General features: G+C 57.9%; 19 protein-coding genes and 1 pseudogene. 16 read left to right on the top strand and 4 right to left on the bottom strand.

Going from position 1 to position 19946, the window contains the following annotated elements:
- Positions 1–8: 8 nt before the first annotated feature.
- Positions 9–809: a Fe-S cluster assembly ATPase SufC gene (gene sufC, locus GXM19_RS03725; RefSeq protein WP_006235561.1), complete on the bottom strand. Its 801-nt coding sequence runs from the start codon at positions 807–809 to the stop codon at positions 9–11.
- Between the two features lie 222 nt (positions 810–1031).
- Here sufC and GXM19_RS03720 point away from each other — a divergent pair, with 222 nt between their 5' ends.
- From GXM19_RS03720 to GXM19_RS03700, 5 genes are all read left to right on the top strand, one after another.
- Positions 1032–1463, top strand: a complete 432-nt coding sequence (locus GXM19_RS03720) for an RrF2 family transcriptional regulator (protein WP_006235562.1) — start codon at positions 1032–1034, stop codon at positions 1461–1463.
- Between the two features lie 8 nt (positions 1464–1471).
- Positions 1472–1759 (top strand): nucleotidyltransferase family protein, encoded by a 288-nt coding sequence (locus GXM19_RS03715; protein WP_006235563.1) that lies wholly within the window; start codon positions 1472–1474, stop codon positions 1757–1759.
- Positions 1746–2165: an HI0074 family nucleotidyltransferase substrate-binding subunit gene (locus tag GXM19_RS03710; protein WP_006235564.1), complete on the top strand. Its 420-nt coding sequence runs from the start codon at positions 1746–1748 to the stop codon at positions 2163–2165. The genes GXM19_RS03715 and GXM19_RS03710 overlap by 14 nt, the downstream gene beginning before the upstream one ends.
- Positions 2166–2293: 128 nt before the next feature.
- Positions 2294–4075 (top strand): VgrG-related protein, encoded by a 1782-nt coding sequence (locus GXM19_RS03705; RefSeq protein ID WP_006235565.1) that lies wholly within the window; start codon positions 2294–2296, stop codon positions 4073–4075.
- A 202-nt stretch (positions 4076–4277) separates the two neighbouring features.
- Positions 4278–6074 (top strand): AAA family ATPase, encoded by a 1797-nt coding sequence (locus GXM19_RS03700; RefSeq protein WP_147293047.1) that lies wholly within the window; start codon positions 4278–4280, stop codon positions 6072–6074.
- Positions 6075–6098: 24 nt separating this feature from the next.
- On the opposite strand, the gene GXM19_RS03695 is transcribed toward GXM19_RS03700, so the two are convergent.
- Positions 6099–7118 carry a glycosyltransferase gene (locus tag GXM19_RS03695; protein WP_006235568.1) on the bottom strand — a complete coding sequence of 340 codons (1020 nt, stop codon included), beginning with the start codon at positions 7116–7118 and terminating at the stop codon, positions 6099–6101.
- Positions 7119–7374: 256 nt separating this feature from the next.
- On the opposite strand from GXM19_RS03695, the gene GXM19_RS03690 reads away from it, so the two are divergent.
- The 7 genes from GXM19_RS03690 to GXM19_RS03660 all read left to right on the top strand — a co-directional run bounded on the left by GXM19_RS03690 (position 7375) and on the right by GXM19_RS03660 (position 16574).
- Entirely contained in the window at positions 7375–8478 is a 1104-nt protein-coding gene (locus GXM19_RS03690; RefSeq protein ID WP_050766147.1) for a glycosyltransferase family 2 protein, read from the top strand.
- Positions 8479–8484: 6 nt separating this feature from the next.
- Entirely contained in the window at positions 8485–9525 is a 1041-nt protein-coding gene (locus GXM19_RS03685) for a glycosyltransferase family 2 protein (RefSeq protein ID WP_006235570.1), read from the top strand.
- A 74-nt stretch (positions 9526–9599) separates the two neighbouring features.
- Positions 9600–10718 (top strand): glycosyltransferase family 2 protein, encoded by a 1119-nt coding sequence (locus tag GXM19_RS03680; protein WP_050766148.1) that lies wholly within the window; start codon positions 9600–9602, stop codon positions 10716–10718.
- Positions 10719–10730: 12 nt separating this feature from the next.
- Positions 10731–11798, top strand: coding sequence for a glycosyltransferase (locus GXM19_RS03675; RefSeq protein ID WP_006235572.1), 1068 nt, complete (start codon positions 10731–10733; stop codon positions 11796–11798).
- Positions 11799–14285 (top strand): glycosyltransferase family 2 protein, encoded by a 2487-nt coding sequence (locus GXM19_RS03670; protein WP_006235573.1) that lies wholly within the window; start codon positions 11799–11801, stop codon positions 14283–14285.
- 210 nt (positions 14286–14495) lie between these two features.
- Positions 14496–15599: an ATP-binding protein gene (locus tag GXM19_RS03665; RefSeq protein WP_040359435.1), complete on the top strand. Its 1104-nt coding sequence runs from the start codon at positions 14496–14498 to the stop codon at positions 15597–15599.
- 156 nt (positions 15600–15755) lie between these two features.
- Positions 15756–16574: a S1 family peptidase gene (locus GXM19_RS03660; RefSeq protein WP_006235575.1), complete on the top strand. Its 819-nt coding sequence runs from the start codon at positions 15756–15758 to the stop codon at positions 16572–16574.
- Here the strand turns inward: GXM19_RS03660 and GXM19_RS03655 are convergent.
- Positions 16571–16753 carry a hypothetical protein gene (locus GXM19_RS03655; protein ID WP_006235576.1) on the bottom strand — a complete coding sequence of 61 codons (183 nt, stop codon included), beginning with the start codon at positions 16751–16753 and terminating at the stop codon, positions 16571–16573. The two genes, GXM19_RS03660 and GXM19_RS03655, sit on opposite strands and share 4 nt — an antisense overlap.
- 130 nt (positions 16754–16883) lie before the next feature.
- Between GXM19_RS03655 and GXM19_RS03650 the strand changes: the two genes are divergently transcribed.
- The 3 genes from GXM19_RS03650 (at position 16884) to GXM19_RS03640 (ending at position 18872) form a co-directional block, all read left to right on the top strand.
- Positions 16884–17375 carry a hypothetical protein gene (locus tag GXM19_RS03650; protein WP_050766149.1) on the top strand — a complete coding sequence of 164 codons (492 nt, stop codon included), beginning with the start codon at positions 16884–16886 and terminating at the stop codon, positions 17373–17375.
- Complete coding sequence (locus tag GXM19_RS03645) at positions 17347–18021, top strand: hypothetical protein (RefSeq protein ID WP_040359437.1); 675 nt, start codon at positions 17347–17349, stop codon at positions 18019–18021. The genes GXM19_RS03650 and GXM19_RS03645 overlap by 29 nt, the downstream gene beginning before the upstream one ends.
- A 500-nt stretch (positions 18022–18521) precedes the next feature.
- Positions 18522–18872: a hypothetical protein gene (locus GXM19_RS03640; protein ID WP_040359438.1), complete on the top strand. Its 351-nt coding sequence runs from the start codon at positions 18522–18524 to the stop codon at positions 18870–18872.
- Positions 18873–19018: 146 nt separating this feature from the next.
- On the opposite strand, the pseudogene GXM19_RS11065 reads toward GXM19_RS03640, so the two are convergent.
- Positions 19019–19311 (bottom strand): annotated as a pseudogene (locus tag GXM19_RS11065) (IS3 family transposase); the annotation flags it as partial.
- A 10-nt stretch (positions 19312–19321) separates the two neighbouring features.
- Here GXM19_RS11065 and GXM19_RS03630 point away from each other — a divergent pair.
- On the top strand, positions 19322–19837 hold the full coding sequence (locus GXM19_RS03630; protein ID WP_162010723.1) for a transposase: 516 nt from the start codon (positions 19322–19324) through the stop codon (positions 19835–19837).
- Positions 19838–19946 lie beyond the last annotated feature (109 nt).

The following is a 19946-nucleotide window of genomic DNA, read 5'->3' as shown; positions in this document are numbered from 1 at the left end:
TCGCCCCTTTACGCCTGCTGCTCGGCAGCGGCGGCCTCGGCCTGGGCGCGCTGCTCGGCGGCCTCGCGCTCGAAGGTCTCAAAACCGTTCTTGTCGATCCAGGGGATGAGCGAGGCGTCGTCCTCGCGCACGATGTGGCCCTTGACCATAACGTGGACGCGGTCGACATCCAGGTGCTCCAAGATGCGCGTGTTGTGTGTGATGATGAGCATGGAGCCGTCGCAGCTCTTGCGGTAGGCGTCCATGCCGTGGCTGACGGTGGACAGGGCGTCGACGTCTAGGCCCGAGTCGGTCTCGTCGAGGATGGCGAGCTTGGGCTGCAGCAACAGGAGCTGGAGCATCTCGACCTTCTTCTTCTCGCCGCCCGAGAAGCCCACGCCCAGCTCGCGGTTGAGGTAGGCGGTATCCATGTTGAGCTCTGCCGCGAGCTCCTTGACGCGACGGCGGAACTCCTTGCCCTTCATCTCCAGGCCGGGGCGGCCGGCGATGCTGGCGCGCAAAAAGCTCGACAGCGGCACGCCCGGAATCTCGACCGGGGCCTGGAAGCTCAGGAACAGGCCGGCGCGCGAGCGCTTGTCGGTGGTGAGTTCAGTGATGTCCTGGCCGTCAAAGACGATGCGGCCGTCGTTGACCGTGTAAACGGGGTCGCCCATGACCAGGTGGCCGAGGGTGGACTTGCCGGCGCCGTTGGGTCCCATCAGAACGTGGGTCTCGCCGGCGGCGACGTTGAGGTTGACGTTGTGGAGGATGGTCTTCTCGTCCACGGAGGCGGTCAGACCTTCGATGGAAAGCAGCGGATTTGCGCTCATGCTGTCCCTCTCTGTATATGGTGTACTCATAGGTGTACTAAACCCTAGGAATCTTCTCGGAATAAAGTTACTATGGGTTCGGCGTTAGTCAAGGGAAAACCCGACTAATCCACTCGACTTTTTAGATGTGGGACATAATAATCAGGCTTGTTTGCCCCGCGTGCATAAGATTTGGGACAAACAAGCCTGGTATTTTGTCTCGGCTACGATGAGAGGGTAGGTATGCTCATTTCTTCTAAGGGCCGCTATGCCCTCCGTCTGATGATCTATATCGCAGCGCTTGGTGACGCCGAGGACAAGATTGCCCTTCGCGAGGTCGCTGACCGCGAGCATATTTCACAAAAGTATTTGGAGCAGCTGGTTCGTCCGCTCATGAAGGCGGGCCTGCTTAGGAGCGTGCGCGGTAAGGGCGGCGGCTACATGATGGCGAAGGACCCGGCCGAGGTGCGCGCCGGCGACATCCTGCGTGCCGTCGAGGGCAGCACGGCTCCGGTGGCGTGCGATGGCATCGACAACAGCTGCACCCGCAGCGATTTGTGCTCGACCGTCAAGTTCTGGCGCGGTTTGGACGACGTGATCGAAAAGTACGTCGACGGCGTGACGTTGGCCGACCTGGCCGCCGTCCCCGAAATCAACTTTGACATTAAGCTGTAGGGGTGCAAATGGCATCTCTCGACAAGGTGTACAAGCAAATCGAAGTTTTTGCTCGGGAATGTGACGCCGAGAAGGTCGTGTTGTTTGGTTCTCGTGCTCGAGGCGACAACTTGCCCAAGAGCGATATTGACATCGCCGTAGCAGGTTGCCGGGATTTCGGCCGTTTCTCATATTTGATCGAGGAACATCTTGATACTCTTTTAGATGTAGATGTCGTCAATCTCGACGAGTCCCTCTCGCAGCAATTGCTCGATGAGATTGCCAGGGATGGTGTGATTCTGTATGAAAAAATATGAGAACTTTGTTAGCGCCTTGGCGAATCTTGAGGATGCGCCCAATCAGGATCTCAACAATGATTTTGTTCAGAGTGGATTGATTAATAAGTTCAATCTTCAATTTGAACTGAGCTGGAAGCTCCTTAAGCGTCTGCTCGAGTATGAGGGCGCCACGCTTGCCGCGTCGGGGTCTCCTCGTGCCATCGTGAAGGAGTCGTACCGATTCTACGACTTTATTGATGAGGCGGCCTGGCTAGACATGCTCAGAGACCGCAATACGAACGTCCATATCTACGACAACAAGCTCGCTCAAGATTTGATTCAGCGCATCTTGAACGTCTATATCCCCGCTTTCTGTCAGTTGAGGGACGGGCTGATGGAGCGATACGGCGAGCTTCTGATGGCGCCCGACGACCAGTTTGTTTAATTCCTTAAGATTTCGCGGAGGGTTGTTGCCGTTTACCGAGGGGTTGTTGTGCAACAACGGGCGAGCTGCAATACTTATTTCTATCTTTGCAAACTGCACTTTAACTATACCAATGCAGGGAGGATCTTATGCAGCCCAAGCATTCCGCGATTGTTGCGGGCCTGACGCTGGCGCTTTCGTTTAGCGCCGTTACCGCGCCCGCGCCCGCCGCTGCCGAGGAACCCACGCCGGGCGTTGCCTCGGATGCCACCGATATCGACAAAGGCCTCTACACCCAGCAGTCCTTCTCGGGCGTGCTGAGGTCGGTCCAGGGCGTTTCGTTTGTCAACGTGACTCCCGAGATGAAGTACTTTACCAAGTACGAGAGCCATGGCAACTACAACCAAGGCTTTTCGTATGGCGACGGCTATAACGCGCTGGGCTATTACCAGTTCGACCGCCGCTGGTCGCTCATCCCGTTTATGAAGCAGGCCTACAACTACAACCCCGAAAAATACTGCATGCTCAAGGATGCGATTGATCGCGGCAGCGAGATTTCCAACACGAGCAATGCCATGTACGAGAACGGCCAGCTCACCGAGCTGGGCCATATCGCGCAGGATGCCTTCCAAGGTGCTTATAACACCGATCCTGTTGAGTTCTCAGCACTTCAAGATGCCTATGCGTACAACTCGTACTATGCGGTGACCGAGGCGTGGCTTAAGAGCGCTCTTGGCATTGACATCTCCGGCCGCGCCGATTGCGTCAAGGGTATGGTGTGGAGCATCACCAACATGTGCGGTACCGGTGGCTGCAGAGACTTCTTCCGCTGGGCGAATCTTTCCAACGATATGTCCGACCGCGAGTTTGCGACGGCGCTCTCCAATAGCGTGGTCAACAATGTCGCCACCAAGTTTTCAAGTCAGCCCCAGTATCATGAGGGCTGGAAGAACCGCTACCGCAACGAGCTGAAGGACTGCTTGGTTTATATCGCCGAGGACGAGGCCGCTGCCGCTGCGACGCCCGTGCAGCCCGAGCCTGCGCCGGCGCCCTCGCCGACACCTGATTCGAATGACGGCTCGAGTGACGATGCCAACGATGACAGGATGGATGCGCCCTCGACCGATGCTGACGGTAATGGCTCTGCTGGTGGCACTACCAACGACGGCTCTACCTCGAACGGCTCCGATTCGAACGGCTCTGCTGCGAGCGATTCGCCTTCAAGCTCTGCCGGCAATACGGACAGCGACGCTTCTGGTTCGACCGACGCTGGCACCTCTAACTCATCTACCGGCTCGAGCGATTCGTCCGTTGACACCGGCTCTAACAACGGCTCGGGCTCTGACACGACCCCTGATTCCGATGCTTCCAAGGACGACTCGAATAAGGCGCCGGACGCTCCCGTTGCTTCGCCGGACAAGAAGCCTTCTTTCTCCGAGCAGCTTGGTTCTACGCTGGGTTCTTCGCTGATGGCTGGCGTCAATAACGGCTCGGCCCAGAACAAGGACAACTCTGATCAGGTTTCCACGGAAAAGACCGAAGCCGCAAAGGGCGACTCCAAGGACAAGGCTTCCGAGAAGGCTGAATCCGATAAGGGTCCTAGCTCTGATGAGAAGGGCGACAAGTCCGGTCAGAAGAAGGACGAGAGCAAGACCGAGGGCGAAAAGAAACAGCCCGAAGACGACGACAAGAGCGGTGCTGACAACCAAGTCCAAGAGCAAAATGACTCCAAGACGGTGACCACTACAACCACGACGACTACAACGACCAAGTCATCTGGCGGTAACATGCCCAAGACGGGCGACCTTATCGTTATGGCGAGCCTTGCCAGTGCAAGCTTGGCCACGCTGGGCGCTACGTCTATCGTAAGTGGTAAGCATAAGCTCGATCAGCAGAAGAAGGCTTCTGGGGAGGACGGCTCGGAGGAGTAGCCTCTCGGTTGCCAGATAACTAAAGAGTCGGGACGGGGTCCGGTGCGAATGTATCGGGCCCCGTTTTGTTGTGCAACGATTAGTTGTGCCCCCTCATACCTCTTGTTGCTACCGTTGCCCGATATGTTTGCGCGGCGACATCGGTACGCGCGAGGCGGTCATTACAATTGGCATCGTGTTGCGATTTAGGGGGAACGTTTTGGTGTCTGAACAGGCAAATAATGGTTGTGCTGACGGCTTTGGCGTGCGTTTGATCGGCTGTGCCGACGATGCGGCTTTGCCCATTGGCGTGCACGACTATGCGGAGGCTCTTGGTTGCTGCATGCTGGTTGACAAGACCATGTTTATTGCCGATGTGTTGGACTGCGACGCGTCCGTTGTGGTGTGCTGTCGACCCGAGGGTTTTGGCAAGAGCATGAACTTGTCGATGCTCGGGGCTTTTCTGGAGCGTCCAGCGGTCGGTCGCTCTGGTCAGCGTTTGTTTGCCGATGCTCAGATTTGGGATGCGGACGGCGGGCGCTATCGGGATGAGCATGCTTGCTATCCGGTGATATCGCTGGACTTTTCTGGCGCTGCGAGGCGTGGCCCCGCTGTTGCCAGCGTCGTGCGCGACGCCCTTTCGGGCGAGTGCGCTCGCTGGTTGGCGCTCTTGGAGGCTCCGGATTTAGCTCGAGATAAGGTGCGTCACATCGAACGCGTCGCGCGTGGCGTGGCGAGCACAGACGAGGTTGACTCGGTGCTCGGTGTGCTCATTGAGCTGCTGGAGATGGCCTGCGATGAGCAGGTTGTATTGCTCGTTGATGGGTACGATGTGGCGTGGTCTCGCCGTGCGAGCGCGAGGGACGCTTCCGACGCCGATCCGGCAGGGCTATTCGATCGCGTGCTGTTCGACGCCATTGCCACTGCGCGCGATTCGTTGCGGCTGACGTGTTTGATGGGGGAGCGTCCCGGCCCTGCCGAAGCGGCGCTTTCTTTGCATGGCTGCTCGTATTGTCTGACGACGCCGCTTTCGACCTGGTGTGACCGTTGGTTCGGCTTTTCGGATGCCGAGGTCCAGGCTCTTTTGAATCATGCTGGGCGCGAGGAATACCTGGATGATGCGCGTGAATGGCTCGAGGGGTATCGGTTTGGCAGGGCCTATTGCTCGAGTCCAGAGCGTGTGATTGGGTTTTTGGACCGAGGCTGCACGGCGCCTGTGCGTGCCGATCTGTATGGATATGCCGATTGCCTGAGTAGGGTAGTTGTCGGGTGGAATCTCGACCGCCTTTCGGTCTTGTTTGATTTGCTCGAGGCCCATGGGTGCGCTGAGGTCCCGCTTTGTTTGGGCACTGCAGAGCCAGATGTCTCGCCTGATGATGGTCTGTGGACGGCGCTGTATCTGTCAGGTTTTCTCACGACGGATATGACTGAGGAGCCAGAGCATGGCGATCGACTCCGTTCTTTGCGATTGCCCAATAACGAGCTTCGTCAGGCCTTGCGTCTAGTGATTGTTGAGTGGTTTGAGTGCGCTGCAGAAGACATTCGAGACGTCGATGCGTTCCGCGACGGGCTGTGCCATGGGAACGAGGACACCGTGAGGCGGGCGCTAAGCCGCATCTTGGGAGATGCGGGAATCGGTGCGACCGACCCAGATACACCGCTGCCATATCACCTACTCTTGCAAGGACTCTGCTTTGGATTGCCGGGCTATGCCAATCCTGCCTCGAGGCGAAAGTGTGGCGCGGATCGCTGGGACATCCAGGTTTTTCCTACGGGCGCCGTGTTGGACGTGGCAGATACGATTGGCATGCTGGGTGAGCGCCCGCTGATAACGATTAACTTGATGTATGACCCCGATGTGGATGCGCTGGGCCTGGAATTGCTGGCCGTGCAGGCGCTACTCGACATAGAGCGCGACGGCATCGACGAAATCCGTGTACCGCGCCCCGGCGTGGGTCGCATGCGCTGGGGGTTCGGTTTTGATGGGCAGCATGTGGCTACGGTGTGCCAGCGGCTTTAAGCGCCGAGGTGTTTCCGGCTTCCGTTACTCGGTGTCCTTCATGGGCGGCATGGGCTTCCAGTTGGGGTCCTTGATGATCTTGCGGGCGTCCTTCATGCCACGGCGCAGCGCCGGAATACCGGTCTTAAAGCACTTGTCGACCGCGGCCAGGCGAATGAACTCCTTGCAGAAGGTCGCGACGTTGCCCAGACGGAACAGCATGGGGTGATAGTCGCCGTAAATCTGCATGTAGCGGGCCAGATAGCCGCGGTTGCGCATGATGTAGTAACGGTTGGTGTCGCTCGTAGAGTTGAGCTGGCGCTTGCCGGCGATATCCCAGTTAGAGACAGCGCGGGCGCGCTTGAGAACCACGTCGGCAACAACGGCGGCGGGGAAGTGCTGGCTGGCCACGTAGCCATAGCAGGCATCGTCGCCGTAGATAAAGAAGCGCGCGTCGGGCAGGCCAATCTTGTCGACCACGCGGCGCGAGAACATGCCGCCCTCAAAGCACAGCTGGTTCATGGTGCGGTAGCCCTCGGGACCCAGATCCCACTTGGCGACAGGGTTTGGAATGCCGAGCGAAAGGATCAGTTGGTACTGCCAAAAGAACGCGCCGCCGTCGAAGTCCAGGCGCGAACCCTGGATGACATCGTAGCGGTCGGTCCACTTGGCCAAGCGCTCGATGCCTTCGGGGATGACGAGCACGTCGTCGTCCATCACCCAGAACCACTGGGCGCCCAGGTCGTAGGCGCATTTAGTGCCGGCGGAGAAGCCGCCCGCACCGCCGCCGTTTTCGAGCTGCGGTGCGTAGATGACGCGGTCGGTGCCGCCCTGCGCGTCGGGCTGCTCGGTGTCGATGCCCCACAGGTTGGCCAAGCGCTCGTTGAATGCGGTGCACATGGCCTCGGTCTCGCGCGAATTCTCGTTATCGACAATCACGATGCGCCAGGGCGTTGCCGTGAGCTCGGTCATGGAGTCGAACAAGTTGGCCAGGAGTTCCTGGCGCTTGTACGTAACGACGACGATGGCGAGCTTATCGATGGGAGCGGGGAGGGTTGAAGGCATGGGGCAATATATCCTTTCACGCGCGGCGGGCGAGTGCTGCGCGGAAGCTATCGAATACGTCCTTGGGACTGTCCTATTGTAAAGGCTCGGCGCACCTTGGCGGCAAGCTTTGAATAAAACGCAGGAACCTGCCATGGGCCCGCCGCATGACGTGGGGCTGCTTTGCCCGCAAGAGGCTCCATAGATTATATAAACGCCCGCCGGCGCGCTGGCCCTTTGATACCATGAAACGACAGGTATTTCCTAAGGAGCACATTTGTCTACTAACGCCTCTGGCAGCCCTGTTCTGTCGCTGCTTATTCCCATTTACAATGTTGAGCGCTACCTGCGCGAGTGCCTCGATTCCGCCGTGACTCAGACGCTCAAGGACATCGAGATCATCTGCATTAACGACGGGTCGACCGACAGCTCGCCGGCGATTATCCGCGAGTATATGGAGCGCGATGGGCGCGTCAAGATGATCGACAAGGCCAACAGCGGCTACGGCGACTCGATGAACCGCGGCCTGGAGATGGCACGCGGCGAGTACGTGGGTATCTTGGAGTCCGATGACTTTATGGCGCCCGACGCGCTGGAGAAGCTTGTGTCGGCGGCCGAGGGCTGCAATGCCGACTTTGCGAAGGCGAACTTTGACTTCTACTGGTCCAAGCCCGAGGAGCGCCGCTCGCTGCACGAGATGTTTAAGCCCAAAGACTGCGGCAAACCGGTGCACCCAAGCGACACGACACAGTTCTTTAAGCAAAAGCCCTCGATTTGGTCGGCCGTCTACCGTCGCGATTTTCTTGAGCGCAACGGCATCAAGTTCTTGCCGACCCCGGGTGCCTCTTTCCAGGACACGTCGTTTGCCTTTAAGGTGATCGCGTGCGCCGACAAGGCCGTTTACCTGCACGATGCCGTACTTTCGTATCGCCAGGACAACGAGAACTCCTCGGTCAATTCTTCGGCCAAGGTCTTTTGCGTCAATGCCGAATATGCCGAGATCGAGCGCTGGATCCGAGAGGATTACGCTCGCAATCACGCAAGTGATGACGTCGCGCGCATGCTCAAGTTCAATCAACTTATTAAGTACGATTCGTACATGTGGAACTACGTGCGCCTGGCGCCTAAGTTCTATAAAGAGTTCCTGGTCCAGATGACCAAGGAGTTCCAGGCCTCCTTGGACGCAGGAGACTTTTCGCTGGACGACCTTAAGCCGTGGAAGCGCGCGAATCTTGCTGCGATCCTCAAAGACCCTGAAGCTTGGGTGGACGAGCACCCGCACTTTGCGACGGACGGCGCCCTGGGACGCGCCAAATACTACGCCTCGGTTGGAGGCCCAGGCGTGGTCGCCGCCTTCCTCATCGAATCGCTGAGGGGGTAGGTCGACATGGGAGAGGCTTCGACCCCCAAAGCGACCATCGTCGTTCCCGTATACAACTCGGCACGCTCGATTCAGCGATGCCTCGACTCGCTGTTGGCACAGTCCGAGCGCTCGATTCAGGTCGTTTGTGTCAATGACGGATCGACTGATGATTCCCTGAGCGTCTTGCATCAAATGGCACAGACCGACGGACGTGTGCTGGTGATTGACCAGAAAAACGAGGGTGTCTCGTGCGCTCGAAACGCCGGCATCGATGCCGCCGAGGGCGAGACCGTCTTTTTTGTGGACGCCGACGATTACATCGATGCCCAGACGGTCGAGCGCGTGTTGCATGTCATGGAGTCTGCGGATGCCGAGGCCGCCGTTTTTGGCGGCGTCTGTGAACCTGCCGATGCTGCCCCCAAACGCGTCCAGCAACTCATGAGCCCCAAAGCTGGTACCTTCGGCGCCCGTGATCCCCAACTACTGTTCCATTCGAATGCGCAGCCCTATGCCTGCCGTGCGGCTTTTTCGCGCGAGCTGCTCAATCGCGAAGGCATTCGCTTCGCCCCCGGTTTGGCTTTGGGCGAGGACGTCGTCTTCCAATTTGCGGCTTATGCGCTTGCCCGCAAGACCGTCGTCATGCCGGACAAGTTCTACCACTACGTGATGGAGAGTGAATCGGCGACGCACGAGTTCAACAGTGCCGAGGCTCGCGCCAAAAAGCTTGACGCCCACATGAGGATGCTCGAGGAGGTCTTGGAGGACTGGGCGGCCTACGGTCTTTTAGACCTGTGCCCCGGCGAGCTGATAACTTGGTTTTTGGACCTAACTGTGTTCGACCTGGCGCGCTTGGATGCCGATGACTTCCATCGCGTGGCGGCTCGCGTCAACATGGACCTCGCGACGTTTTTGGGAACGGACTGGGCAGATATGCCTGCTAAGGGCGCCGTTCGCCGTGTTGCCCACAAGCTCGTTGCGGCGACCTCGGGCGTTTCGATGGCAGACGCCACGCTGTTCTATCTTTCGACTCGCGGTCTCAAAGCCTGCCTGGAGCGCTTTATCTAATTCCAAGCGCTGCCGCTCGCCGCAACTCGGCTGTTAAAATAACCCTGTTACACGCTACTCAACAGGAGGTTCTCTTGCAGAACTCTGATACCCCTAAAGTTTCGCTGCTTGTCCCCATTTGCAATGTCGAACGCTACCTGTGCGAGTGCCTCGATTCCGCCGTGGCGCAGACGCTTAAGGACATCGAGATCATCTGTATCAATGACGGTTCCACCGATAGCTCGCCGGATATCATCCGCGAGTACATGGAGCGCGACCCCCGTGTGAAGATGATCGACAAGGCCAACAGCGGCTACGGTGACTCGATGAACCGCGGCCTGGAGATGGCGCGCGGCGAGTACGTGGGCATCCTTGAGTCCGACGACTTTATGTTTGAGGATTCGCTCCAAAAGCTGGTTGCCAAGGCCGATGCTGAGCATGCCGATGTGGTAAAGGGCGACTTTTACCTGTATTGGTCCGCGCCCAGTGAGCGCCGTGAGCTGTTTGGGATTATCGATGAGCATATGACGGGCGCCGCGTATCGCCCCGTCGATCGCCCTGGCATCTTCTACCGCAAACCTTCCATTTGGTCTGCCATCTATCGGCGCGAGTTCCTCAACGACAATCAGATTCGGTTCCTTCCCACGCCGGGCGCCTCGTATCAGGACGCAGGCTTTAACTTTAAGGTCTGGGCGTGCGCCGAGCGTGCCGCGTTTATTGCGGACCCCATCCTGTGCTATCGCCAGGACAATGAGAAGAGCTCTGTTAATTCGCCCAACAAGGTGTTTTGCGTGTGCGACGAATATGCCGAGATGCAACGTTTTTTGGATGAACGTCCCGAGCTCAAGGTTCAGCTCCAGGGCATTTTAATGCGCATGAAGGTCGATACGTATCGCTGGAATGACGAGCGTCTGGTCGATGAGCTGCGCGAGCAGTTTTGGGAGAAGGCTTCGCCCGAGCTCAAGGCCGATTGGGATGCCGGTCGCTTTGATCTGTCGCTGTTCGATCCGCGCGGCGAGACCGACTTGCGCCTGATGGTCAAGTCGCCCCGTGCTTATATCGATTCGCGCTTTGACTTTAAGAAGCCCGGCAAGCTCAATACGTTTAAGCACTACTTTAAGATTGGCGGCCTGCCGCTGGTCTGGCGCGTGCTGACGTATCAGCGCACCTACGGCGATAATCCGCATCCCGATGACGTGCCGGCCGCACAGTAGGAGCACTTGGCTATGACTACCCCCAAGATTTCCGTTGTCGTTCCCATCTATAAGGTGGAGGAGTGCCTGACCTGGTGCCTGGACTCCCTGCTTGCGCAGGACATGCCCGATTGGGAAGGCGTGCTGGTCAACGATGGCTCGCCGGACGGTTCGCGCGATATTGCGGCTGCCTATTGCGAAAAGGACGCGCGCTTTACGTTGGTCGATAAAGAGAACGGGGGCCTGTCGAGCGCGCGCAATGCAGGCATCGCCGCGTCCACGGCGCCTATTGTCGCGTTCTTGGATTCCGACGACCGCTTTACGCCCGATGCATGCCGCGTGATCGTCGATGCCTTTGAGCGCGAGGACTGCGACGTGTTGACCTTTGGCGCGAACCCGTATCCGCTGGAGGCGGGGTATCCGTGGCTTAACTATGTGCTTAGCCCGCGCGATGTGTCGTTTGAGGGCTATAGCTCCGACCTGCTGTTTAAGGAAGCGTCTCGTCCCTTTGCATGGCGCACCGCCTGCAAGCGCGACTTCTTGCTGGGCAACGGGATCGTGTTCGACGAAACCGTTAAGTATGGCGAGGACCAGGTCTTCGACTTTGCCGTGTACGGTCGTTCGCACAAGACCGCGCTTATCTCGAACAAGTTGTACGACTATCGCGTGGCTCGCAAGGGTTCGCTCATGGACACCATGCGCTACGACGACGAGACACGTCTGCTGGAGCACGTGAAGATTTACTCCGCTATGCTGGCTGACTGGCAGCGCGACGGTCTCGACGCACAGCATGCTGATGACCTGGCGTACTTCCTGTGTGATCTGGTGCTGTACGATGCGCTGAGGTTGCTGGGTTCGGACTGCGGCAAAGTGTTTGCTGCCGTTGCCGCGGCGCTTAACGGTTCTGCCGTGGACAACGATGCTGCGCTCGCACAATGTGCTCCTTCGGTTGCCGCCATGGTGCGCGCGGCACTTATCGGTAAGGCCCCTGCTGCTCGTTTGTGCAAAAAGCTCATGTTCGATTACGACGTCTTGAGGTTTGGGCGCCTGGGTGCCTGCAAACGCATGGCAGCGAACGCCCTGGGAAAGCGAGAAGTGTAGATGAGTATCAAACGTTTGGCACTTTGCCGCAGCCAGGGCCGTCTGTTTGTGCTGCTTCGTTTTGCCGGTCAGGATGTCGCCGCGCTTATTGAGCGGGAGGGTTCTCAAGCGTTTGTCCATGCGACGACGAGCGGTTCTCGTGTGCCGTCGCTGGTGCTCCCGGTCGATCATGGCCGTGTGCTGGCGCTTTGCCCTTCCGTTTCCGGTTACGAGCGCGAGCTCGCCGTCATGGTACTTCCGTTTTTGGATGGCTCGTCGATGGATGTCGTTTTTGCATCCGGTGGTCAAAGGTTGGGCTCTATTCGCCTCGATAGCCGCGTGGCCAAGCTGGAATCCAAGATTAACTACAAAGCAAAGCCTGCGCTGTGCGCGCTTATCCGCGATGCGCAGCGTGGCGAATGCTGCGGTCGCTACGAGATCGATGCCATTCGCTATTTGCCGGCAGACTCCGGCGCGGTGTGGCGCTATGAGGTTACCTGGGCGGGAGACCCCCAGTGCGCACCCGAGTTCCAGATCTCCGATACGCATATGAATGCCATCGATGTCACCGTGCATGTGTTTGAGTCGCAGGTCGATGTGCCGCAGCAGGACGGATGCCGCGTCAATAAAACGTTTCTGAGCGTCGAGATGCCTCAGGATATACGAGATTTTGTCGCGATTGTGAGCGATCCCACAGAGCAGATCCAGAGCGGGTTTTGCGCCATGGATGGTCGCCTGTACAACGGCATGGTCGACGACAGCTGGAACCGTATGAAGGACGCGCGTGCAGACGACGCAGCTTATCGACGTTGGTTTGAGCAGCATCGCGCAAAGCCGGGCGATTTGGCGTGCCAGCGTGTCGCTTCGGCGGCCTTTGCCTATAGGCCGCTCGTGAGCATTGTGGTGCCGTGCTACAAGACCGATCGAGTCTACCTGCGCGAGCTGCTGGACTCGGTGCTAGCCCAGAGCTATGACAACTGGGAATTGCTCCTTATGGATGCCTCACCTGAATGGGATGCGGTTGCCGACCTTGCGGCAGGCGCCCACGACGAGCGCGTTCGTCGCTTTGGGCTGCCCGGCAACGGCGGCATTGTGGTCAACACCAACGCGGGTATTGAGCAAGCGATGGGCGACTACATCGCGTTCTTGGACCACGATGACATTCTGGAGCCGGACGCGTTGTTCCACTATGTTGCCGCGCTGAACAATGCTGCCGAGGGCGAGCGTCCCCAGGTCCTGTTCTGCGACGAGGACATGTTTCAGAAAACGGGGGAGTGGGGCCAGCCGGTCTTTAAGACCAAGCTCAATGTAGACTTGCTCTATAGCCATAACTGCGTGACGCATTTCCTGATGGTGGAGAAGGCGCTTATCGATCGTATCGGCACGTCCCCAGAAGACGTTGCGGGTGCCCAGGACTACGACCTGACGCTCCGCTGCCTTGCGGCGGGCGCGCGGTTTGAACATGTTGCGCACGTGTTGTATCACTGGCGCGTGCACCCCGGTTCCACCGCCGACGGTTCCGCCGATAGCAAGCCGTATGCCATCGAGGCCGGGCGCCTTGCGCTGCAGCGCCACTTTAATGCACTGGGCGTTCACGGGACGGTCGAGGAGACCGAGACGCCGTTTGTCTACCGCATGCGCTATGCGCTGCCGGAGCCTTCGCCGCTGGTGAGCATTGTGGTTCCCACCAAGGACCACGTTGAGACGCTCGATGCCTGTGTGATGTCGATCGCCCAGAAGGCCACGTATGCCAATTACGAGATCGTCTTGGTGGAGAACAACAGCGAAGCCCCGGAGACGTTTGCGTATTACGAATCCCTGCCAGAGCGCGTGGCTGCAGCATCCGAAGGCAAGGGCGTCGCGCGCGTTGTGTACTGGCTGGGCGAGTTCAATTACTCCCAGATCATCAATTTTGGTGTGGAGCACGCCAAGGGCGACTACCTGCTGCTGCTCAACAACGATACCGAGGTCATAAGCCCCGACTTTACTGAAGAGATGATGGGCTATCTGCAGCGCCCCGATGCGGGGGTGGTGGGTGCCAAGCTTTATTTTGCCGATCATCTGGTGCAACACGCCGGCATTTTGGTCGGCGTGCGTGGCGCACTTGCCCATGCCAACCAGGATTTCTCGGCAAAGCGCGAGGGCTATCTTGCCCGTGCTGTGCGTCCGGGCAACTTTAGTGCCGTGACGGGCGCCTGCCAGATGGTCCGACGCGACGTATTTGAGCAGGTCGGAGGCTACAATGAGGAATTCGCCGTCGGCTTTAACGACGCAGACTTTTGCCTGCGCGTGTGGGAGGCGGGCTACCGCACCATCTTTACGCCCTATGCCGAGCTGTACCACTACGAGTTCACCTCGCGCGGCAGGGAAGAGGCCAACGAGGAAAAGTTGCGCCGTTGGAAACGCGAACAGGCACTGTTCATGCAGCGCTGGCCAGAGTTTTTCTTGACGGGTGATCCATGGTTGGGGCCTAACTTGTCTTCCGAGAGTGAGTACTTCTCGCTTTAGACAATGGTTGTTAGAAGGCCCTCAGCTTGACTTCGCCATGAGTTGGGAAGAAGGCAGCGTTTAGGCTATTTGTTAGTTTACATTACGATAGCTCGATACTTCTACGATAAGTTTGTACAGGCTTATACAACTCGATATAATCCGATATAGTTGCGATAAACTAATAAAGCTAAGATTGACCGATAATCGATTTCCTTGAGAGGCAAACAAGTGAGCGCCACAATATTCCATAACCCGTTTCGTCCCACTGCCGGCGCTGAGCCTCCGCGCATAATTGGTCGTGATGATATTGCCCTTGAGTTTACCGAGAGTTTGAATTCGGGAATTGGTGCACCTGCGAGGCTCATGCGCGTTGCCGGGCCAAGGGGTTCCGGAAAAACTGTTTTGCTCTGTGATCTTAGAGATCGTGCACGAGAGCTTGGCTGGAAGACGGCTATTGTTTCTGCTGGTCCCAACCTATTGCTGGACCTGAAGGATCAGATTGCAGAATCCTCCCTTGCGACCAATGCTTCAGTCGGCGTAAATGCCGGCTTTGTTTCCGCTAAATTCGACGTTGTGCCAAAAGAGTCGAGTCTTAGAAAGTTGCTTGGCTCGGCCGCAAAGTCTTCCAAGGGCCTGTTTATTGCAATAGATGAGGTGCAGGATGCCCCGATTGACGATATGCGCGCTATTGCTTCTGCTGTGCAGCTTCTAATAGGGGAGAAAGTCGATATTGCTCTCGCATTTGCCGGATTGCCCGCTGGTGTTATGGATCTTATTAACGGCAAGGCACTTACATTCTTGCGTCGTGCCCTCCCCGAAGATCTGGCGCCTATCAACCAGGTGGAGGTAGCGCTCTCTATGGGCGATAGCTTTATAGCGACTGGTTTGACCATAGAGGACGATCTGCTGTCGAGAGCCGCTAAGGCCACGAAGGGCTATGCCTATTTGGTGCAACTGGTCGGTTACTCCATTTGGCAGCGCGCCAACTTGCATCGTGTCAAAAGTGCCAACGTGAGCGAGCGCGATGTTATCGAAGGCATTGCGCTGGCAGAGGCTCGTTTTCACGATGTTGTTCACGAGCCCGCGATTTCTGGACTTGGACTCAACGATATCAAATATCTTTTGGCCATGTGCGAGGATAAGCAGCAGTCCAAATCATCTGAGATTGCTAAACGTATGGGTAAAAAGACCAATGAGGTCAGCTCTATTAGGGCTAAGCTGCTACAAAGAGAGGTTATTCAGGCTCCACAGAGGGGCTACGTGCAGTTTGCCGTGCCGGACCTAGATATCTATCTGCGAGAGAATGCCGCGGAGATTCTCGAGCGGTTCTAAATCAAGGCATGAATAGCCGCCGGTTAACTGCCTTTTTCGACTTGGCTCGCGTCCCCCCCCGCGCGAGGACGTGCCCAAAGCGGCAATACTGATTGATTACGGAAGGGCATCTCAGGGTGCAATCGATATACTATTTGTCCAAATGAAAGGAAACCCATGCAGCTATCTGAGCAGCTTCTGCACACGACGATTCGCATCGAAGCTTCGTTGGCCTCGGGAGGTTGCTCAGTTGGAACGGGTTTCTTTTTCAAGTTCTGCGACGACGGAAAGACCTATGTGCCGGCAATCGTGACCAACAGGCACGTGGTCGAGGGCGCGTGCGAGTATCGCGTCATCTTTTCGAGATCTGACGAGAACGGAAACCTGCTCAATATAAACGAGCAACTTACCATGCGGGGCTCCGAGAGCGACTGGATCGCACACCCTGACGAAAGTGTTGACCTGTGCGTCTTACCCATCGGTCCCGCACTGAATGGTTTTATCCGGGCGGGGAAGCATCTGCTTACCATACCGCTCAGCTTGGAGCTTCTGCCGACGGATAAGCAGATTCAAGACATGGGCTGTATGGACGAGGTGACCATGGTCGGATACCCCAACGGCATTTGGGATGAGGCCAACAACCTGCCGATCGTCCGTCGGGGTATCACGGCGACGCCCTATAGGTACGACTATCAGGGGCAGAAAGAGTTCCTGGTTGACATGGCGTGCTACCCGGGATCGAGCGGTTCCCCGGTCTTTCTCTACAACGAGGGTACTTATTTGGAGAACGATGCTGTGGTCATGGGCAAGAGGCTCTATCTACTTGGCATCCTTCGGGCTGTGCCCATCAGAACTCTTCTCGGAGACATCACCGTATCCACGATTGCCCACGTGAGCGTTCAGGACATGTTGAATCTCGGCATCGTCATCAAATCCGAGCGTCTGAGGGACTTCGATCCCATCGTGAGGGAACGCTTGAGCGTTTCTGGAAATTAGTATTTATTTGGCTCGCCCGCTCTGATGCCGCCCCCGCACAGCTGGTCGGCCTCGGCGTCCATCACCGCGTTCACGACCTGCTCGGCGAGGCGCCTGAGCAGCTCCTGCATGTCGATGGCGCCGTCGTCGAAACGGGGCATGGCGAGCATGTCCGGCGTCGGGTCTGATAAGATTTCCATAGCGGTCCTCGTCCTTTCCTAGAACCTGTTGTTGTGGTGATTTCAGATTCTAGGACGAGGGCCGCTCTTCGTTAAGCGGCCGCTGGGGCGTCACCCTTACACCAACATTTTCGACGCGATCGGCCGCTTCGTGGACTTCGTGCGCGACGTGTGTGCTGAGGATGCTCTGGAAGAGAATCTCCGTTTTGTGTCTGATGCCCTGGACGGTAAGTGCACGCCGCGTGAGATTATTCGCAACTACTTCCTCAAAGATTTCTACAAGGATCACTGCTCAACCCACCAGAAGCGCCCCATCTACTGGATGCTTGATTTCGGTAAGAAAAACGGCTTCAAGTGCCTTATTTACATGCATCGCTACCAGCCAGACCTGCTGGTCCGCGTACGCACTAATTATGTCCATGAACAGCAAGAACGGTACCGCACGCAGCTCGCTCACCTAGAGGAAGCCGTGGCACAAGTTGATATCTCGCAACGCGTAAAGTTGAACAAGCAGATCAAGAAGCTCAACGATCAGCTCGCTGAGACTATAACCTTTGGGGAGAAGATTCACCATTTAGCAGAACAAATGATTGCGATCGGACTGAGGGATAAGCGTGATCGATTTCGGCATCTTTACCATTGACGGGGTGAAGAGGTTCTTGTTCGACGCCCTGCGCATCGATGGGTGCGAGTTCGGAGATATGCAGCTGCGTTTTCGCAGCGACGAGGTTGGGACGTACGCCGATGTCCGGGAGAGGCTGGGGGAGTCCCTCGCCCCCGACGACCTGCTGCTGCACCTCAGGCACGTCACGGCCAACACGGATGGCTGCGCGTCCATTCGCGAGAGCGGGATTCTCGGAATCGGGGACGTGCTCTCGCGTCCTAGTGCGCTTACGCGTCTTTTCGAGGGCTGCGGGGTTCATTTCGACAAGGCGAGCCGAACCGTGTCTGTCGACGGGAGAAGGCTCAGCCTGGACCTGGTCGATGATGCCTTCCTCGGACGGGAGTCCTCGGAGCCGATAGATGGACTTCTGTACATTCTGGCGGAAGACTCCCTCGTGAACTCCTTCATCCACAAGTCGTGCATCCGGGAGTACTCCACGCTTTCGCGGTATCCCGAGGCCATATGGGCTCTGGAAGAGGTCGTCGGGCATGGGAACGAGGCGGTTTGGAGATGGAAGGACGCCGCGCGCCCATATGTTGTCGAGTTCACCGCGACTTTGAAGGAGCTCGATCTGTGTCGACTCCAGCCGGACGATGGGATGGGTTTTTGCAGGGCGGCGGTTTGAAGGAGTCCGTATTCAATAATCTGGTTTACCAGGCGCTCGGGGTCTGCGTGCGGGGTGCCCGCGAGGTTATCGCCTCCCTGCCTGCCGGCGGCGGGGTGCCCCGTCGTCGATCGTTCGGATAACCCCTCTGGATGAGTTCTGCGGCGACCCCGAAGCTGGCTTGGATTCCATGTGCGATAGGGAGGGGCGTTGTCGGATTTGCGACGAAGACGCTGTGGAGTCCCTGTCGGCGTTCCTTATCGCTAATGGGTATCTAGGGGAGGGCTTCTCGGGATAAAACGGGTTTCGCTTGGTCTAATGCGTAGGATGACCAGTTTCGTGTTGTCCCAGCAGGGAATCGCCCGACGGATCAGATTGCGGAAACATGGGGTTCCGATGCATGGGGTAGGCGAGGGGTCGTCGCCCTGATGTGCGAATGAGCTTCACCCTGCTGTCGCATTCTGTCCGTATGGATAATGGCCGGCTTAAGGTGCCGGCCTCCTACCGGAGGAGGTTGCGACGTGCGCGCGATGATCGAGATTGAGTGGATGGACGGGCTTGTGACGAAGGTGCCGGAGTTCGCTCTGGGCGACGTATTCGGTGAAAGCGTTCAGGTAGAGCTCGATTTCAAGTTCGACGACGTGTCGGAGGGCCTCTGGGTCGAGGTGCGCCATCATAAACCGGACGAGGGCTCGGATGGCGACCCGCGCGAAAGGGCCTGTACGCTGCATGCGGACTGTCACTACGGTTTGGTCGACGCGGTCGACCTCGACCGTATCTTCTGCGTTCTCTTTGAGGGGCAGCCGAGGATCTGCCGCATCGCGGGGGAGCTCGTGAACCTCTCAAGGGCCTGTGCTATGGCTCAAGGTTGACGCGCTACTGAACGTTGTCGGTGCGCAGCCTCGCGTGGCGCTCGTAGGGGAAGTCCAGGTAGGTCAGCGCGTCGGCCTCTGCCTCCTGTTACCGTTCATGGGAAATCGGTCAATTGGGAGCGCGGTGGAAATCCTGGACCGTGTTCCTACGCTACAAGACCTAGGCTTCTTCGGTACTGCATCGGGCTCATATAGCCCAGGTCGCTCTTGCAGCGCTTGTCGCGATACCAGACCAGATAGGCGTACAGCATCTTCATGAATTCCCCCATGCCAACATCGTCCCAGCCCCTTCCGTAGAAGAGCTCCACCTTCAGCCTGCCGAAGCCCTCCGTCCTTGAATTGTCGGGTGAGCACCCCTTTCTCGACATCGAGCGCGCGAGGTCCTGGGCGGCGCATAGCCGATCCGGCCCTGCCACCGGTAGTGGCCGCCGCGGTCGCTGGCTTACGCCTTGAGGAAGCGCGCCCGGGACCTCGGCCCCTACGAGGCATCGGCATTGTGCCAGCTTCGATCGGAGGCGGGCTGCTCGAGCCTCATGACCGCATACGACCTCAAAGAGGACTTCTTCGACATCTACGACGAGCACCCGCTCTCGCGGGAGGATGCCGAGGATGCATTCGATGCGTGGAAGGCATCCATCCCCGATGACAAGGCCTACGATCCCTTCCGGGGGCTTGCGAAGGCCGTGGAGAACCACCGCGAGTTCATATTTAACTACCGGGATTGTCCGAGCCGCATCTCGAACGGTTACACGGAATGCGCGAACCGCCTCATCAACGAGACTAACATGATGGGGCGTGGCCACTCCTTCGAGACGCTGCGCGCGCGTACGCTCTATCGCAGTTTGTCCCGTCACAGAGGTATGGCCCTACGCCTGTCATCTCGGCTGTCGGAACAGGAGTGGGTGCGGTTACCCCAAGTGTCGCTACGACGCTGCCTATCGCACCCGCCTGTCCGCGGCCCGTGAAGGGTTATGTCTCACCGCTGACGAGCTCGCCGCCATGGTCGCGATTGTGGTCCCTTTGTTTAGGCGGGGGCAGAGTTACGAGACCATATGGGCCACACATGCTGACGAG

Source organism: Collinsella aerofaciens ATCC 25986, assembly GCF_010509075.1.
GTDB classification, from domain to species: Bacteria; Actinomycetota; Coriobacteriia; order Coriobacteriales; family Coriobacteriaceae; genus Collinsella; species Collinsella aerofaciens.
Note: the sequence above shows the minus strand (reverse complement) of the source record. Positions and strands in the feature narration are given on the sequence as shown.

Bases quoted from the DNA above. Each gene is read 5' to 3' on its own strand.
- GXM19_RS03710 (WP_006235564.1), top strand. From the start codon at position 1,746: ATGAAAAAATATGAGAACTTTGTTAGCGCCTTGGCGAATCTTGAGGAT.
- sufC (WP_006235561.1), bottom strand. From the start codon at position 809: ATGAGCGCAAATCCGCTGCTTTCCATCGAAGGTCTGACCGCCTCCGTG.
- GXM19_RS03720 (WP_006235562.1), top strand. From the start codon at position 1,032: ATGCTCATTTCTTCTAAGGGCCGCTATGCCCTCCGTCTGATGATCTAT.
- GXM19_RS03660 (WP_006235575.1), top strand. From the start codon at position 15,756: ATGCAGCTATCTGAGCAGCTTCTGCACACGACGATTCGCATCGAAGCT.
- GXM19_RS03685 (WP_006235570.1), top strand. From the start codon at position 8,485: ATGGGAGAGGCTTCGACCCCCAAAGCGACCATCGTCGTTCCCGTATAC.
- GXM19_RS03705 (WP_006235565.1), top strand. From the start codon at position 2,294: ATGCAGCCCAAGCATTCCGCGATTGTTGCGGGCCTGACGCTGGCGCTT.
- GXM19_RS03675 (WP_006235572.1), top strand. From the start codon at position 10,731: ATGACTACCCCCAAGATTTCCGTTGTCGTTCCCATCTATAAGGTGGAG.
- GXM19_RS03655 (WP_006235576.1), bottom strand. From the start codon at position 16,753: ATGGAAATCTTATCAGACCCGACGCCGGACATGCTCGCCATGCCCCGT.
- GXM19_RS03670 (WP_006235573.1), top strand. From the start codon at position 11,799: ATGAGTATCAAACGTTTGGCACTTTGCCGCAGCCAGGGCCGTCTGTTT.
- GXM19_RS03715 (WP_006235563.1), top strand. From the start codon at position 1,472: ATGGCATCTCTCGACAAGGTGTACAAGCAAATCGAAGTTTTTGCTCGG.
- GXM19_RS03695 (WP_006235568.1), bottom strand. From the start codon at position 7,118: ATGCCTTCAACCCTCCCCGCTCCCATCGATAAGCTCGCCATCGTCGTC.